We start from the raw sequence: 14,623 nt of genomic DNA, 5'->3' as shown, positions 1-14,623 counted from the left end.
CGCGCCGGGTTCGACCCCGGCGCGGTCCGAGCGGGGAGGGGCAGGGCCTCCCATTCTACGGTCAGCGACGATCCGGCCGGTCGTCGCGCCGCATCCGTTTTCAGCACGCGGTCAGCCCCTCGGCGGAGGGTGCGCCTCGTCAGCAGGAGTAGATCATGAACCAAGAGGTCATGAATCTTTTCAACCAGCAGGCTCAGCCCCAGAGCTTCGACCAGATCAAGATTTCGATCTCGTCGCCGGAGAAGATCCTCTCGTGGTCCTTCGGCGAAATCAAAAAGCCCGAGACGATCAACTATCGCACGTTCAAGCCGGAGCGTGACGGCCTGTTCTGCGCGCGTATCTTTGGACCGATCAAGGATTACGAGTGCTTGTGCGGCAAGTACAAGCGCATGAAGTACAAGGGCGTCATCTGCGAGAAGTGCGGCGTCGAGGTGACCCTCGCGCGCGTCCGGCGCGATCGCATGGGCCATATCGAGCTCGCCGCCCCCGTCGCGCACATCTGGTTCCTGAAGTCGCTGCCCTCGCGCATCGGCCTGCTGCTCGACATGGCCCTCAAGGACCTCGAGCGGATCCTGTACTTCGAATCCTACTGCGTCATCGAACCGGGCCTCACCCCCCTCAAGGAGCGTCAGCTCCTGTCGGAGGAGGAGTACCTGCGCGCCCAGGAGGAGTACGGCGAGGACAGCTTCACCGCCATGATCGGCGCCGAGGCCATCCGCCGGATCCTGCAGGAGCTCGACCTCGACGGCATCGCCGATGCGCTTCGCGAGGAGATCGCGACCACCACCTCCGAGCTGAAGCCCAAGAAGCTCCTCAAGCGCCTGAAGATCATCGAGGCCTTCCAGATGTCGGGCAACAAGCCCGAGTGGATGATCCTCACCGTGGTGCCGGTGATCCCGCCGGATCTGCGCCCGCTCGTTCCCCTGGACGGCGGACGCTTCGCCACGTCCGATCTGAACGACCTCTACCGCCGCGTGATCAACCGCAACAACCGCCTCAAGCGGCTGATCGAACTGCGCGCGCCCGACATCATCATCCGCAACGAGAAGCGCATGCTTCAGGAAGCGGTGGACGCGCTGTTCGACAACGGCCGCCGCGGCCGCGTCATCACCGGCGCCAACAAGCGTCCGCTGAAGTCGCTCGCCGACATGCTGAAGGGCAAGCAGGGCCGCTTCCGCCAGAACCTGCTCGGCAAGCGCGTCGACTATTCCGGCCGTTCGGTCATCGTCGTCGGTCCGGAGCTGAAGCTGCATCAGTGCGGCCTGCCGAAGAAGATGGCGCTGGAGCTGTTCAAGCCGTTCATCTACGCGCGCCTCGACGCCAAGGGCTTCTCCGCCACGGTGAAGCAGGCCAAGAAGCTCGTCGAAAAGGAGAAGCCGGAGGTCTGGGACATCCTCGATGAGGTGATCCGCGAGCATCCGGTGATGCTGAACCGTGCGCCGACCCTGCACCGTCTCGGCATTCAGGCCTTCGAACCGAAGCTGATCGAGGGCAAGGCGATCCAGCTGCACCCGCTGGTCTGCACCGCCTTCAACGCGGACTTCGACGGCGACCAGATGGCCGTGCACGTCCCCCTGAGCCTCGAGGCTCAGCTGGAAGCGCGCGTCCTGATGATGTCGACCAACAACATCCTGCACCCGGCGAACGGTCACCCGATCATCGTGCCGTCGCAGGACATCGTGCTCGGCCTCTACTACCTGTCGATCGTGGCTGAGGGGGCGATCGGCGCCTTCGACCCGACCAACAAGCAGAACCCGATGCAGGGCGTCTTCGGCAACATCGGCGAACTGGAGCACGCTCTGGCGGCCAAGACCGTCAAGCTGCACACCAAGATCCGCTGGCGCTGGAACGGCATTGGCCCCGACGGGGAGCCGCTGACGAAGACTTACGACACCACGCCGGGCCGGGTGATCCTGTCCACGGCCCTGCCGCAGCACGCCAAAGTCCCCTTCGACGTCGTCAACAAGCTGATGACCAAGAAGGAGATCTCCGCGATGATTGACACCGTCTACCGCCACTGCGGTCAGAAGGAGTCGGTGATCTTCTGTGATCGGATCATGGCGCTCGGCTTCAACCACGCGTTCAAGGCCGGCATCTCGTTCGGCAAGGACGACATGGTCGTGCCGGCGAACAAGTGGTCGATCGTCGGGTCGACCCGCGATCTGGTCAAGGAGTTCGAGCAGCAGTTCAACGACGGCCTGATCACCCAGGGTGAGAAGTACAACAAGGTCGTCGATGCCTGGGGCAAGTGCTCGGCCCGCCTGGCGGACGAGATGATGGCCGCGATCTCCGCGGTTCAGAAGGACGAGAACGGGACCGACAAGCAGGTCAACTCGGTCTACATGATGGCGAATTCCGGCGCCCGCGGCTCCCGCGAGCAGATGCGCCAGCTCGCCGCCATGCGCGGTCTGATGAGCAAGCCCTCCGGCGAGATCATCGAGACGCCGATCATCTCGAACTTCAAGGAAGGCCTCGACGTGCTCGAGTACTTCAACTCCACCCACGGCGCCCGCAAGGGTCTCGCGGACACGGCGTTGAAGACCGCGAACTCGGGCTACCTGACCCGTCGTCTCGTCGACGTGGCGCAGGACGCCGTCATCCGCGAGGTCGATTGCGGCACCACCAACGGCATCCGCATGCGCGCCATCGTGGACGCGGGCCAGGTCGTGGCTCCGCTCGCCATCCGCATCCTCGGCCGCGCTACGGCCGAGGACCTCGTGGCCCTCGACGGCACCGTGATCGTCAAGACGAACGAGACCATCGAGGAGAAGCACCTGCCGGCCATCCAGGCCGCCGGGATCCAGGAGGTCAAGATCCGCTCGGTGCTCGTCTGCGCCACCAAGAGCGGCGTCTGTGCCACCTGCTATGGGCGCGATCTCGCCCGCGGGACGCCCGTCAACATGGGCGAGGCCGTCGGCGTCATCGCGGCGCAGTCCATCGGCGAGCCGGGCACCCAGCTCACCATGCGTACCTTCCACATCGGTGGCGCCGCCCAGATCTCCGACTCGTCCTTCATCGAGTCGAGCTTCGAGGGCACGATCAAGATCCGCAACCGCGCCCTGGCGCGGAACTCGGACGGCGATCTCATCGCCACCGGCCGTAACGTCTCCATCGTCATCGTCGGGTCCGACGGAACCGAGCGCGCGAACCACCGCCTGCAATACGGCGCGAAGCTCCGCGTGGACGAGGGGGACACCGTCAAGCGCGGCCAGCGCATCGCCGAGTGGGACCCCTACACCCGCCCGATCATCACCGAGACGGACGGCGTGGTGGCCTACGAGGACCTGATCGACGGCCAGTCGATCACCGAGACCACCGACGAGTCGACCGGCATCGCCAAGCGCGTTGTCATCGACTGGCGTGGGACGGCCCGCACCGCCGACCTCAAGCCGGCCATGCTGGTGCTCGATGCCGACGGCAAGCCGATGAAGCTGCCGCGCGGTTCGGATGCCCGCTACTTCCTGCCCGTCGACGCCATCATCGGCTACGATCCGGGCGCGAAGGTGAAGGCCGGCGACATCCTCGCCCGTGTCTCGGCCGACTCGGCCAAGACCCGCGACATCACCGGCGGTCTGCCGCGGGTGGCGGAGCTGTTCGAGGCCCGTCGTCCGAAGGACGCGGCCATCATCGCGGAGAAGTCGGGCACGATCCAGTTCGGGCGCGACTACAAGAACAAGCGCCGCCTGACGCTGACGCCGCATGATGGGTCGGAGGCGGTCGAGTACCTGATCCCGAAGGGCAAGCACATCCACCTTCAGGACGGGGACGTGGTCGAGCTCGGCGACTACATCGTCGACGGCAACCCGGCGCCGCACGACATCCTGGCGATCAAGGGCGTGGAGGAGCTTGCTGCCTACCTCGTCAACGAGATCCAGGAGGTCTACCGGCTCCAGGGCGTGTCGATCAACGACAAGCACATCGAGGTCATCGTCCGGCAAATGCTGCAGAAGGTCGAGATCACCGACGGCGGCGATTCCGACATCCTCACCGGCGACCAGATCGACCGGACGGAGCTGGCGGAGGTCAACGAGAAGCTGCTCGCCGAGGGCAAGAAGCCGGTCGTCGGCGTGCCCGTCCTCCTGGGCATCACCAAGGCGAGCCTGCAGACGAAGTCGTTCATCTCGGCGGCCTCGTTCCAGGAGACCACCCGGGTGCTCACCGAGGCCGCCGTCAACGGCAAGATCGACTACCTCGAGGGCCTCAAGGAGAACGTCATCGTCGGTTCGCTCATCCCCGCCGGGACGGGATCCATGGCTGCCGAGATCCGCGCGGTGGCGCGGCGTCGCGACAACCTCATCCTGCAGCAGAAGGCCGCCGAGAGCGGGGCTCAGCCTCTCTCCGAGCTGCCCCCCGCGGCCGAATAAGCCGACGACCAAGTGCCTTGAACCGGAAGGGGCCGCCCATGGGCGGCCCCTTTTCGTTGGACCTCATCGATCCGGATTGACGGATCACCCAGGGCCCGCAACTTCATGAACTTGTAACGGAATGGGTTGACGCGGGGCGAATCCGCCTCTATCAGGCCCTCATTGAGCGGCTGGCCGTAGGCAGCAATCGATCGTGAGGCCCAGAGCCTCGATCCAGGCTTCCTAAACGCATCCGACTTCAACAGACGAACACGTGTCAGCCCGGCACGATCGCTTGCTTCGATGCAGGTGATCCTCTGCTTGCAACGGCGCGCCAAAGGCTGACATCAGCCTGGGGCGCGGTTTTGCGTTTCGTCGCACAGTCATGTGCGATGCCGGGACTGGCCAGAACGAGATTTGGATTTCGACGGTCACCGACGCAGGTGACGCGTTTCGAGAGGATTGGCATGCCGACGATCAACCAGCTGATCGCTCAGCCGCGCAAGGCGCAGAAGAGCCGCAACAAGGTGCCGGCGCTCGACGCCTGCCCGCAGAAGCGTGGCGTCTGCACCCGCGTCTACACGACGACCCCGAAGAAGCCGAACTCCGCGCTCCGCAAGGTCGCCAAGGTTCGTCTGACCAACGGCTTCGAGGTCATCGGTTACATCCCGGGCGAGGGTCACAACCTTCAGGAGCACTCCGTGGTGATGATCCGCGGCGGCCGCGTGAAGGACCTTCCGGGCGTGCGCTACCACATCCTGCGCGGCGTGCTCGACACGCAGGGCGTCAAGGGTCGTAAGCAGCGCCGCTCCAAGTACGGCGCCAAGCGTCCGAAGTAAGACCGATATTCGCGCACCCTGTAAGGATGTTGCCGGCCTCCCAGAGGCTCAAGGCGGCCTGCGCAGGGTGGTTTCAAGAAGACCAAGTTTAAGACGGAGCGAGCGATGTCCCGCCGCCATTCTGCCGAGAAGCGTGAGATCATCCCGGACCCGAAGTACGGGGACATCGTGCTGACCAAGTTCATGAACTCGATCATGTACGAGGGAAAGAAGTCGACCGCAGAGCGCATCGTTTACGGCGCCTTCGACATCGTCGAGAACCGAGCCCGTGCAAACCCGATCGAGGTTTTCCGCGCCGCTCTCGAGAACGTCGCTCCGGCGATCGAAGTGCGCTCCCGCCGCGTCGGCGGCGCGACCTACCAGGTCCCCGTCGAGGTGCGCACCGAGCGCCGTCAGGCTCTCGCCATCCGTTGGCTCATCCAGGCGGCCCGCGGCCGCAACGACCGCACCATGGTCGAGCGCCTGTCCGCCGAACTGCTCGACGCCGCCAACAACCGCGGCAACGCCGTGAAGAAGCGTGAAGACACCCACCGGATGGCCGAAGCCAACCGCGCCTTCTCGCACTACCGCTGGTAAGCGGACCCGGACCCTTTCAGGAGCAATCCGATGCCCCGCACGCACGCGATCGAGGACTACCGCAACTTCGGCATCATGGCTCACATCGATGCCGGCAAGACCACGACCACCGAGCGGATCCTCTACTACACCGGCAAGTCCCATAAGATCGGCGAAGTCCATGACGGCGCCGCGACGATGGATTGGATGACGCAGGAGCAGGAGCGTGGCATCACGATCACGTCCGCCGCGACGACCTGCTTCTGGCGCGACAAGCGCCTGAACATCATCGACACCCCCGGCCACGTGGACTTCACCATCGAAGTGGAGCGCTCGCTCCGGGTGCTCGACGGCGCGGTCTGTGTGCTCGACGGCAACCAGGGCGTGGAGCCGCAGACCGAGACCGTCTGGCGCCAGGCCGACAAGTATGACGTGCCCCGCGTCGTGTTCGTCAACAAGATGGACAAGATCGGTGCCGACTTCTTCAAGTGCGTGGCCGACATCATTGATCGCGTCGCCGGCAAGCCGGTTTGCCTGCAGCTGCCGATCGGCGCCGAGACGACCTTCAAGGGCGTTATCGACCTGATCAAGATGAAGGCCATCGTCTGGACCTCCGAGAAGCTCGGCGCCGACTTCTCTGAGACGGAAATCCCGGCCGACCTCGCCGATCAGGCCGCCGAGTATAGGATCAAGCTGGTCGAGGCCTGCGTCGAGATGGACGACGACGCCATGTCGGCCTACCTCGACGGCGTCGAGCCCGATGCCGAGACGATGCACCGCCTCGTCCGCACCGCCGTTCAGCGCCGCGCCTTCCATCCGGTGCTCTGTGGTTCGGCCTTCAAGAACAAGGGCGTGCAGCCCCTGCTCGATGCCGTCGTCGATTACCTGCCGTCCCCCGCCGATCGCGGCGAGATCAAGGGCCTCGACTTCAAGACCGAGGAAGAGATCGTCCGTCACCCGTCTGACAGCGATCCCTTCTCCATGCTCGCGTTCAAGATCATGGACGATCCGCACGTCGGAACGATCACGTTCTGCCGCGTCTATTCCGGCAAGATCGAATCGGGCGCCAACGTCATCAACTCGTCGCGCGACAAGAAAGAGCGCGTCGGCCGCATGCTGCTCATGCACGCCAACAACCGCGAGGACGTGAAGGAAGCCTTCACGGGCGACATCGTCGCGCTGGCCGGTCTCAAGGAGACGCGGACGGGTGACACCCTGTGCGACCCGAAGGACGCCGTCATCCTCGAGAAGATGGAGTTCCCGGAGCCGGTCATCGAGATCGCCGTCGAGCCCAAGTCGAAGGCCGATCAGGAAAAGCTCGGCATCGCCCTCGCCAAGCTTGCTGCCGAGGACCCGTCGTTCCGGGTCTCGACGGACCAGGAGTCGGGCCAGACCATTCTTCGCGGGATGGGCGAGCTCCACCTCGACATCAAGGTCGATATTCTGCGCCGTACCTATATGGTCGACGCGAATATCGGTCAGCCGCAGGTTGCTTATCGTGAGAAGCTCACCAAGCGCACCGAGATCGACTACACCCACAAGAAGCAGACCGGTGGTACCGGTCAGTTCGCTCGGGTAAAGTTCATCGTCGAGCCTAACGAGCCCGGCAAGGGCTTCGAGTTCTCGTCGAAGATCATCGGCGGTACGGTGCCCAAGGAGTACATTCCCGGCGTCGAAAAGGGTCTGAACTCGGTTCTGGGCGCGGGCATCCTGGCCGGCTTCCCGGTCGTCGACATCAAGGTCGAGCTGATCGACGGTGCCTATCACGACGTCGATTCGTCGGCCCTCGCCTTCGAAATCGCCTCCCGTGCGGCGCTCCGTGAAGCCCTCCAGAAGGGCGGCTCGGTGCTCCTCGAGCCGGTGATGAAGGTCGAGGTCGTCTCGCCGGAAGAGTATACCGGTTCGGTGATCGGCGATCTCAACTCCCGCCGTGGCCAGATCCAGGGCCAGGACATGCGCGGCAATGCGAACGTCATCAACGCGATGGTGCCGCTGGCCAACATGTTCGGCTACGTGAACCAGCTGCGGTCCTTCTCCCAGGGCCGTGCCAACTTCACGATGCAGTTCGACCATTACGAAGAGGTGCCGCGCGGCGAGGCCGAGAAGGTCGTCGCCAAGTACGCCTAAGACGGCGGCGCCCCACGGGGCGCCACCCGCATCCCTTCAGACGCAACATCAGATCAGACGGAGGCTATCATGGCCAAAGAGAAATTCGCGCGTACGAAGCCGCACTGCAACATTGGCACGATTGGTCACGTGGATCACGGCAAGACGTCGTTGACGGCGGCGATCACGAAGGTTCTGGCCGAGTCGGGCGGGGCGACGTTCACGGCGTACGACCAGATCGACAAGGCGCCTGAGGAGAAGGCGCGCGGGATCACGATCTCGACGGCGCACGTGGAGTACGAGACCACGAACCGGCACTACGCGCACGTGGATTGCCCCGGTCACGCCGACTACGTGAAGAACATGATCACGGGCGCGGCGCAGATGGACGGCGCGATCCTGGTGGTGTCGGCGGCCGACGGCCCGATGCCGCAGACCCGCGAGCACATCCTGCTGGCCCGTCAGGTCGGCGTGCCGGCCCTGGTGGTGTTCCTGAACAAGGTCGACCTGGTGGACGACGCCGAGCTCCTCGAGCTCGTGGAGATGGAGGTGCGCGAGCTCCTCTCGAAGTACGACTTCCCGGGCGACGACATCCCGATCACCAAGGGCTCGGCCAAGGTGGCGCTGGACAACGGCGACAAGGCGATCGGCCACGACGCGGTGCTGGCGCTGATGGCGAGCGTGGATGCCTACATCCCGCAGCCGGAGCGTCCGATCGACAAGCCGTTCCTGATGCCCATCGAGGACGTGTTCTCGATCTCGGGCCGCGGCACGGTGGTGACGGGTCGCGTCGAGCGCGGCATCGTCAAGGTCGGCGAGACGGTGGAGATCGTGGGCATCCGCGACACCCAGACCACGACGGTCACGGGCGTCGAGATGTTCCGCAAGCTGCTCGACCAGGGCCAGGCCGGCGACAACGTCGGCGTGCTGCTGCGCGGCACCAAGCGTGAGGACGTGGAGCGCGGCCAGGTCGTGTGCAAGCCCGGCTCGGTCAAGCCCCACACCAAGTTCAAGGCCGAGGCCTACATCCTGACCAAGGAGGAGGGCGGCCGCCACACGCCGTTCTTCACCAACTACCGCCCGCAGTTCTACTTCCGCACCACGGACGTGACCGGCGTGTGCGTGCTGCCCGAGGGCACCGAGATGGTGATGCCCGGCGACAGCGTGACCATGGACGTCACCCTGATCGTGCCGGTGGCCATGGAAGAGAAGCTGCGCTTCGCCATCCGTGAAGGCGGACGCACCGTCGGCGCCGGCGTCGTCGCCGCCATCAACGAGTAATCGTCCGTCCCAACGGTCACGTCTGCAGGGAACGATTGAGGGGCGGGTCCTCGCGCCCGCCCCACCATCGCCCCGCCAAGGTTTCAGGTCATGAACGGTCAGAATATTCGTATCCGCCTCAAGGCGTTCGACCATCGCATCCTCGATGCGTCGACCCGCGAGATCGTCTCGACGGCCAAGCGCACAGGCGCCACCATCCGTGGCCCCATCCCGCTGCCGACGCATATCGAGAAGTTCACCGTCAACCGCTCGCCGCACATCGACAAGAAGTCGCGCGAGCAGTTCGAGATGCGCACCCACAAGCGCGTCCTCGATATCGTCGATCCGACGCCCCAGACCGTGGACGCGCTCATGAAGCTCGACCTCGCCGCCGGCGTGGACGTGGAGATCAAGCTCTAAGTCCCGCGGGGATTTAGAGCTTACCGTAGAATCGCGCGAGGGAGACACCTATGCGCTCAGGCGTCATCGCACAGAAGGTCGGCATGACCCGCATCTTTACGGATGCAGGTGAACATGTCCCCGTCACAGTGCTCAAAATCGATCAATGCCAGGTGGTTGCCCACCGTACCGTCGAGAAGAACGGCTACGTCGCCCTTCAGGTCGGCGTCGGCAAGGCCAAGGTGAAGAACGTGTCGGCTGCCGAGCGCGGTCGGTTCGCGGTCGCCAAGGTCGAGCCCAAGCAGAAGCTCGCCGAGTTCCGCGTGTCCGAGGACAAGCTGATCCCGGTCGGCGCCGAGATCACCGCCGATCACTTCATCCCGGGCCAGTTCGTCGACGTGACGGGCACCACCACCGGTAAGGGGTTCGCTGGCGGTATGAAGCGCTGGAACTTCGGCGGTCTGCGCGCCACCCACGGCGTGTCCATCTCGCACCGCTCGATCGGTTCGACCGGTGGCCGTCAGGATCCGGGCAAGACCTTCAAGAACAAGAAGATGCCCGGTCACATGGGCGTCGACCGGGTCACGACCCAGAACCTGCGCGTCGTGCGTACGGATCCTGAGCGCGGCCTCATCCTCGTCGAGGGCGCCGTTCCGGGTGTCGCCGGCGGCTGGATCCAGATCCGCGACGCGGTGAAGCGTAAGCTCCCCGCGGACGTTCCGCAGCCGGGCAAGTTCCGTGAGCAGGGCGCTTCGGCTCCCGTCACCGAGGCGCCGGCTCCCGAGGCTCCCGCTTCCGAGGAGAACGCGTGATGAAGCTCGATATCACCACGCTCGATGGCGCCGGTGCCGGTTCCGTCGACCTGGACGAGACCATCTTCGGTCTCGAGCCCCGTGCCGATCTGCTCCAGCGCATGGTGCGCTGGCAGCTCGCCAAGCGTCAGGCCGGTACCCATGCGGTCAAGAACCGCTCGGATGTGAACCGGACGCGCAAGAAGCTGTATAAGCAGAAGGGCACCGGTAACGCCCGTCACGGCGCAGCCTCCGCCCCGCAGTTCCGCGGTGGTGGACGCGCCTTCGGTCCGGTCGTGCGCAGCCATGCTCACGATCTGCCCAAGAAGGTCCGTGCGCTCGCCCTGAAGCACGCGCTGTCCGCGAAGGTGAAGGACTCGACCCTCATCATCGTCGACGACGTGAAGCTCGCCGAGGGCAAGACCAAGGCGCTCGTCGAGCGCTTCGAGAAGATGGGCCTGTCCAGCGCCCTGATCATCGGCGGTGCCGAGGTGGACGTGAACTTCGCACGCGCCGCCCGCAACATCCCGCAGATCGACGTGCTGCCGATCCAGGGCATCAACGTGTACGACATCCTGCGTCGCGAGAAGCTCGTGCTGACCCGCGCAGCGATCGATGCGCTGGAGGCGCGTTTTCAATGAGTGCCGATCCGCGCCACTACGATATCATCGTCTCCCCGGTCATCACCGAGAAGGCGACGAACCTCACCGAACAGAACAAGGTCGTGTTTCGGGTTTCCCCGAAGGCGACCAAGCCGCAGATCAAGGAAGCGGTCGAGAAGCTGTTCGACGTCAAGGTCACGGGCGTGAACACGCTCGTCACCAAGGGCAAGAAGAAGATCTTCCGCGGACTTCGCGGACAGCGTTCGGACGTGAAGAAAGCGATCGTGACCCTCGCCGAGGGTGAGACGATCGACGTCACGACCGGCCTCTGAGACAAGTCGGGTTAAGGATTACCACCGATGGCCTTGAAGACATTCAAACCGGTCACGCCGAGCCTTCGCCAGCTCGTGCTCGTCGACCGCCGTGAGCTCTACAAGGGCAAGCCGGTCAAGAAGCTCACCGAGGGCAAGTCGTCGTCCGGCGGCCGCAACAACCTCGGCCGCATCACGGTCCGCTTCCGTGGCGGCGGTCACAAGCGCACGCTCCGCAACGTGGACTTCAAGCGTCGCGAGCAGATGGGCGTGTCCGCCACGGTCGAGAGGATCGAGTACGATCCGAACCGGACCGCGTTCATCGCGCTGATCGCCTTCCCCGACGGCACGCAGAGCTACATCCTGGCTCCGCAGCGCCTGTCGCCGGGCGACAAGGTGATCGCGGCCGAGCAGGTCGACATCAAGCCCGGCAATGCCGGTCCGGTCGGCAACATGCCCGTGGGCACGATCGTCCACAACGTCGAGCTCAAGATCGGCAAGGGCGGCGCCATTGCCCGCTCCGCCGGTAACTACGCCCAGATCGTCGGCCGCGATCAGGGCTACGTCACGCTGCGCCTGAACTCGGGCGAACAGCGCCTGGTCCACGGTCAGTGCTTCGCCAGCGTCGGTGCGGTCTCGAACCCGGACCACATGAACATCTCGCTCGGCAAGGCCGGCCGCAACCGCTGGCTCGGCAAGCGCCCGCACGTGCGCGGCGTCGCCATGAACCCGGTCGACCATCCGCACGGCGGCGGTGAGGGACGTACCTCCGGCGGCCGTAACCCGGTCACGCCCTGGGGCGTTCCCACGAAGGGAAAGAAGACCCGCTCGAACAAGCGGACCGACGTCTTCATCCTGTCCAGCCGTCATAACCGTAAGAAGTAACGCCCATGGCACGCTCGCTCTGGAAGGGGCCGTTCATCGACGGCTACCTCCTCAAGAAGGCTGAAGCCGCTCGCGGTTCCAGCCGTAACGAAGTCATCAAGATCTGGAGCCGCCGCTCCACGATCCTGCCGCAGTTCGTCGGGCTCACCTTCGGTGTGCACAACGGGCAGAAGCACATCCCGGTGTACGTCTCCGAGGAAATGGTCGGCCACAAGTTCGGCGAGTTCTCGCCGACCCGCACCTTCCACGGTCACGCAGCCGACAAGAAGTCGAAGAGGCGCTGATCATGGGCAAGCCCGCCACTCCCCGCGCGCTCCCCGAGAACGAGGCTCAGGCCGTCGCGCGCATGCTGCGCGTCAGCCCTCAGAAGCTCAATCTCGTCGCGCAGCTCATTCGCGGCAAGAAGGTCGACTCGGCTCTTGCCGATCTCGAGTTCTCCCGCAAGCGGATCGCCCGCGAGGTCAAGAAGTGCCTCGAAAGCGCCATCGCCAATGCCGAGAACAACCATAACCTGGACGTCGACGATCTCGTCGTCTCCCAGGCGTTCGTCGGCAAGGCGCTCGTGCTGAAGCGGTTCCACGCCCGTGCGCGTGGCCGCGGCGCCCGTATCCTGAAGCCCTTCGCGAACCTCACCATCGTGGTGCGCGAAGTCCCGACCGCCGAAGCGGCGTGAGGAGGACCTGATGGGCCAGAAAGTCAATCCGATCGGTCTTCGGCTCGGTATCAACCGGACCTGGGACTCCCGCTGGTTCGCCCAGAAGGGTGAATACGCGAAACTGATGCACGAGGATGTCGCGATCCGCGCCGCCCTCATGAAGCAACTCAAGCAGGCCGCCGTCTCGAAGATCGTGATCGAGCGTCCGCACCGGAAATGCCGCGTCACCATCCACTCGGGTCGTCCGGGCGTGGTCATCGGCAAGAAGGGCGCGGATATCGAGAAGCTGCGCAAGCTGGTCGGTACGCTCACCAAGGCCGACGTGACGATCAACATCGTCGAGGTGCGCAAGCCCGAGATCGATGCCACCCTCGTGGCCGACTCGATTGCCCAGCAGCTCGAGCGTCGCGTCGCGTTCCGCCGCGCCATGAAGCGCGCCGTTCAGTCGGCGATGCGTCTGGGCGCCGAGGGCATCCGCATCAACTGCTCAGGCCGTCTCGGCGGCGCCGAGATCGCTCGCCAAGAGTGGTACCGTGAGGGTCGCGTCCCTCTGCACACCCTCCGCGCCGACGTCGACTACGGCGTTGCGACGGCCTTCACGACCTACGGGACGTGCGGCATCAAGGTGTGGGTGTTCAAGGGCGAGATCCTCGAGCACGACCCGATGGCACAGGACAAGAAGGCGCAGGAAGAGGGTGGCCGTTCGGGCGGCCGTCGCGAGCGCGATGGTGAGGGTGGCCGCGAGCGCGGCCGGCGCGAGCACGCCTAACGGCGCGTTCGTGACCCCGTCACCCAGAAAGGTGTTGAGAGGCTGCCATGTTGCAACCCAAGAAGACCAGGTTCCGTAAGCAGTTCAAGGGTCGCATCCACGGTGCGGCCAAGGGCGGCTTCGACCTCAACTTCGGGACCTTCGGCCTGAAGGCCGTCGAGCCCGAGCGCATCACCGCGCGCCAGATCGAGGCGGCTCGCCGCGCGATCACGCGTGAGATGAAGCGCCAAGGCCGCGTCTGGATCCGGATCTTCCCGGATGTGCCGGTCACCGCCAAGCCCACCGAGGTCCGCATGGGCTCCGGTAAGGGTGCACCCGAGTTCTGGGCTGCGCGCGTGCATCCCGGACGTATCATGTTCGAAGTCGACGGCGTGGCCGAGGACGTTGCGAAGGAGGCCCTGCGCCTCGGCGCGGCGAAGCTCCCGATCCGCACGCGCGTCGTTCAGCGCATCGCTGATTGAGAGGGAGGGGATCATGAAGTCGTCGCAGAGACAGTCGGATCTGGCCGCCCTGTCGCCCGATCAGCTGAACGATGAGTTGCTGAACCTGAAGAAGGAGCAGTTCAACCTGCGCTTCCAGGGCGCCACCGGCCAGCTCGAGAACGTCGCGCGCGTCCGCGAAGTCCGCCGCGATATCGCCCGCGTTCGTACGCTTCAGCGTCAGAAGACGCTGAAGTCGGCGCAGGCCTGAGGAGTACATCATGCCGAAGCGCGTATTGCAGGGCGTCGTCGTCAGCGACAAGGGCGAGAAGACCATCGTCGTGAAGGTGGAGCGTCGCTTCACCCATCCGGTGATGAAGAAGACCGTCCGTCGCTCGAAGAACTACCACGCCCACGACGAAGCTAACGTCGCCAAGGTCGGTCAGACCGTGTCGATCGAGGAGTGCCGTCCGTTCTCGAAGACCAAGACCTGGAAGCTCGTCGAGGGCGCCAGCTCGGAAGCGGTCTCCGCCGAAGCTTGATCGTCATGCACGGTCGAGGAGACGGGCGCAGGGTTCTGCGCCCGTTTTTTTGTGCCTGCTTCGCATCGGTGTGCCGAACCCAAGTCGTTTCGGGTGGTCGCTACCAGAATCCTGATCTCGTTCGACAAAGGAATCGAGGATCCGCCG

The 14,623-nt window shown here is 64.8% G+C and carries 16 protein-coding genes; all 16 read left to right on the top strand.

Features of this window, described 5'->3' with window-relative positions; genetic code table 11:
* The first annotated feature begins 155 nt into the window (after nucleotides 1-155).
* Nucleotides 156-4,364 carry a DNA-directed RNA polymerase subunit beta' gene (gene rpoC, locus AC0IY1_RS07960; protein ID WP_055954709.1) on the top strand — a complete coding sequence of 1,403 codons (4,209 nt, stop codon included), beginning with the start codon at nucleotides 156-158 and terminating at the stop codon, nucleotides 4,362-4,364.
* A gap of 446 nt (nucleotides 4,365-4,810) precedes the next feature.
* Nucleotides 4,811-5,182: a 30S ribosomal protein S12 gene (rpsL, locus tag AC0IY1_RS07955; protein ID WP_018044234.1), complete on the top strand. Its 372-nt coding sequence runs from the start codon at nucleotides 4,811-4,813 to the stop codon at nucleotides 5,180-5,182.
* 105 nt (nucleotides 5,183-5,287) lie between these two features.
* A complete protein-coding gene (gene rpsG / locus AC0IY1_RS07950; protein WP_055954713.1) occupies nucleotides 5,288-5,758 on the top strand; it encodes a 30S ribosomal protein S7 in 471 nt (156 codons plus the stop codon).
* 30 nt (nucleotides 5,759-5,788) lie between these two features.
* Nucleotides 5,789-7,864 (top strand): elongation factor G, encoded by a 2,076-nt coding sequence (gene fusA, locus AC0IY1_RS07945; protein ID WP_055954716.1) that lies wholly within the window; start codon nucleotides 5,789-5,791, stop codon nucleotides 7,862-7,864.
* Nucleotides 7,865-7,933: 69 nt separating this feature from the next.
* Entirely contained in the window at nucleotides 7,934-9,124 is a 1,191-nt protein-coding gene (gene tuf, locus AC0IY1_RS07940) for an elongation factor Tu (protein ID WP_471768796.1), read from the top strand.
* A gap of 90 nt (nucleotides 9,125-9,214) precedes the next feature.
* Nucleotides 9,215-9,523, top strand: a complete 309-nt coding sequence (gene rpsJ / locus AC0IY1_RS07935) for a 30S ribosomal protein S10 (RefSeq protein ID WP_018044230.1) — start codon at nucleotides 9,215-9,217, stop codon at nucleotides 9,521-9,523.
* A 50-nt stretch (nucleotides 9,524-9,573) separates the two neighbouring features.
* On the top strand, nucleotides 9,574-10,314 hold the full coding sequence (rplC, locus tag AC0IY1_RS07930; RefSeq protein WP_447677671.1) for a 50S ribosomal protein L3: 741 nt from the start codon (nucleotides 9,574-9,576) through the stop codon (nucleotides 10,312-10,314).
* Entirely contained in the window at nucleotides 10,314-10,934 is a 621-nt protein-coding gene (gene rplD, locus AC0IY1_RS07925; RefSeq protein WP_055949267.1) for a 50S ribosomal protein L4, read from the top strand. Before rplC ends, rplD begins: the two co-directional genes overlap by 1 nt.
* Nucleotides 10,931-11,227: a 50S ribosomal protein L23 gene (locus AC0IY1_RS07920; RefSeq protein WP_018044227.1), complete on the top strand. Its 297-nt coding sequence runs from the start codon at nucleotides 10,931-10,933 to the stop codon at nucleotides 11,225-11,227. Before rplD ends, AC0IY1_RS07920 begins: the two co-directional genes overlap by 4 nt.
* A gap of 27 nt (nucleotides 11,228-11,254) precedes the next feature.
* Nucleotides 11,255-12,091 carry a 50S ribosomal protein L2 gene (gene rplB, locus AC0IY1_RS07915; RefSeq protein WP_055949274.1) on the top strand — a complete coding sequence of 279 codons (837 nt, stop codon included), beginning with the start codon at nucleotides 11,255-11,257 and terminating at the stop codon, nucleotides 12,089-12,091.
* Nucleotides 12,092-12,096: 5 nt separating this feature from the next.
* Nucleotides 12,097-12,375, top strand: a complete 279-nt coding sequence (gene rpsS / locus AC0IY1_RS07910) for a 30S ribosomal protein S19 (protein ID WP_055949278.1) — start codon at nucleotides 12,097-12,099, stop codon at nucleotides 12,373-12,375.
* Nucleotides 12,376-12,377: 2 nt separating this feature from the next.
* The gene (gene rplV / locus AC0IY1_RS07905; RefSeq protein ID WP_055949281.1) at nucleotides 12,378-12,764 is read left to right on the top strand and encodes a 50S ribosomal protein L22; all 387 of its coding nucleotides are present in this window, start codon (nucleotides 12,378-12,380) and stop codon (nucleotides 12,762-12,764) included.
* Nucleotides 12,765-12,774: 10 nt separating this feature from the next.
* Nucleotides 12,775-13,515 carry a 30S ribosomal protein S3 gene (gene rpsC, locus AC0IY1_RS07900; RefSeq protein ID WP_055949284.1) on the top strand — a complete coding sequence of 247 codons (741 nt, stop codon included), beginning with the start codon at nucleotides 12,775-12,777 and terminating at the stop codon, nucleotides 13,513-13,515.
* Between the two features lie 47 nt (nucleotides 13,516-13,562).
* The gene (gene rplP, locus AC0IY1_RS07895; RefSeq protein ID WP_055949287.1) at nucleotides 13,563-13,976 is read left to right on the top strand and encodes a 50S ribosomal protein L16; all 414 of its coding nucleotides are present in this window, start codon (nucleotides 13,563-13,565) and stop codon (nucleotides 13,974-13,976) included.
* 13 nt (nucleotides 13,977-13,989) lie between these two features.
* Nucleotides 13,990-14,205 carry a 50S ribosomal protein L29 gene (rpmC, locus tag AC0IY1_RS07890; protein ID WP_018044221.1) on the top strand — a complete coding sequence of 72 codons (216 nt, stop codon included), beginning with the start codon at nucleotides 13,990-13,992 and terminating at the stop codon, nucleotides 14,203-14,205.
* Nucleotides 14,206-14,215: 10 nt separating this feature from the next.
* Nucleotides 14,216-14,476, top strand: coding sequence for a 30S ribosomal protein S17 (gene rpsQ / locus AC0IY1_RS07885; protein WP_055949288.1), 261 nt, complete (start codon nucleotides 14,216-14,218; stop codon nucleotides 14,474-14,476).
* Nucleotides 14,477-14,623 lie beyond the last annotated feature (147 nt).

This window comes from Methylobacterium sp. AC690, assembly GCF_979256535.1.
The sequence above is the reverse complement of the archived record's forward strand: the minus strand, read 5'-3'. Positions and strand labels throughout refer to the sequence as shown.